Here is a 1,146-nt window from a genome sequence, read left to right as displayed (position 1 = left end):
ATTGGTACGATTGGTCACGTTGATCATGGGAAGACCTCGTTGACAGCAGCGATTACGAAATATTTTGGTGAATTTAAAGCTTATGACCAAATTGACGCTGCGCCAGAGGAACGGGCACGTGGAATTACTATTTCTACAGCACACGTTGAGTATGAAACGGAAAATCGTCACTATGCGCACGTTGATTGTCCAGGACATGCTGATTATGTGAAAAACATGATCACAGGGGCAGCACAGATGGATGGTGCTATTTTGGTTGTTTCAGCAGCTGATGGTCCAATGCCTCAGACACGTGAGCATATTTTGCTTGCACGTCAGGTTGGTGTTCCAGCAATTGTTGTTTTTCTTAATAAAGTTGATCAGGTTGATGATGCAGAACTTTTGGAGCTTGTAGAGCTTGAGGTTCGGGAACTTTTATCCAAATATGATTTCCCAGGCGATGATATACCAATTGTTAAGGGTTCTGCGTTGGCAGCTCTTGAGGATAAGGATAAAAGCATTGGTGAAGATGCTGTTCGTCTTTTAATGAGTGAAGTTGATAATTATATCCCAACCCCTGAACGTCCTGTTGATCAACCATTTTTGATGCCGATAGAAGATGTTTTTTCGATTTCGGGTCGTGGAACTGTTGTTACGGGTCGTGTTGAGCGTGGTGTTATTAAAGTTGGAGAGGAAATCGAGATTATCGGTATTCGTCCAACGTCTAAGACGACGGTTACAGGCGTTGAAATGTTCCGCAAGCTTTTGGATCAAGGTCAAGCGGGTGATAATATAGGGGCTCTGCTACGTGGTGTTGACCGTGAAGGGATTGAGCGTGGTCAAGTATTGGCAAAGCCAGGATCCGTTACGCCTCATACACGGTTTAAAGCAGAAGCTTACATTTTGACAAAGGATGAAGGTGGACGTCATACACCATTTTTCACGAATTATCGTCCTCAGTTTTACTTCCGTACGACGGATGTTACAGGTATTGTTACGCTTCCAGAAGGAACGGAAATGGTTATGCCAGGTGATAATGTTGCGATGGATGTTTCGTTGATCGTTCCGATAGCGATGGAAGAGAAACTTCGTTTTGCTATTCGTGAAGGTGGTCGTACTGTTGGTGCCGGTATCGTCTCTAAGATCATTGAATAAATAATGCTTGTT

At 43.6% G+C, this 1,146-nt stretch carries 1 protein-coding gene; it reads left to right on the top strand.

The window, feature by feature from the left end:
- On the top strand, positions 1–1,134 hold a 1,134-nt coding region (gene tuf / locus ACFINM_RS09750; protein WP_375641314.1), incomplete at its 5' end, for an elongation factor Tu.
- Between the last annotated feature and the right edge of the window lie 12 nt (positions 1,135–1,146).

It is taken from the genome of Bartonella sp. AA168HLJHH (assembly GCF_042197365.1).
Taxonomy (GTDB): domain Bacteria; phylum Pseudomonadota; class Alphaproteobacteria; order Rhizobiales; family Rhizobiaceae; genus Bartonella.
The sequence above is the reverse complement of the archived record's forward strand: the minus strand, read 5'-3'. Positions and strand labels throughout refer to the sequence as shown.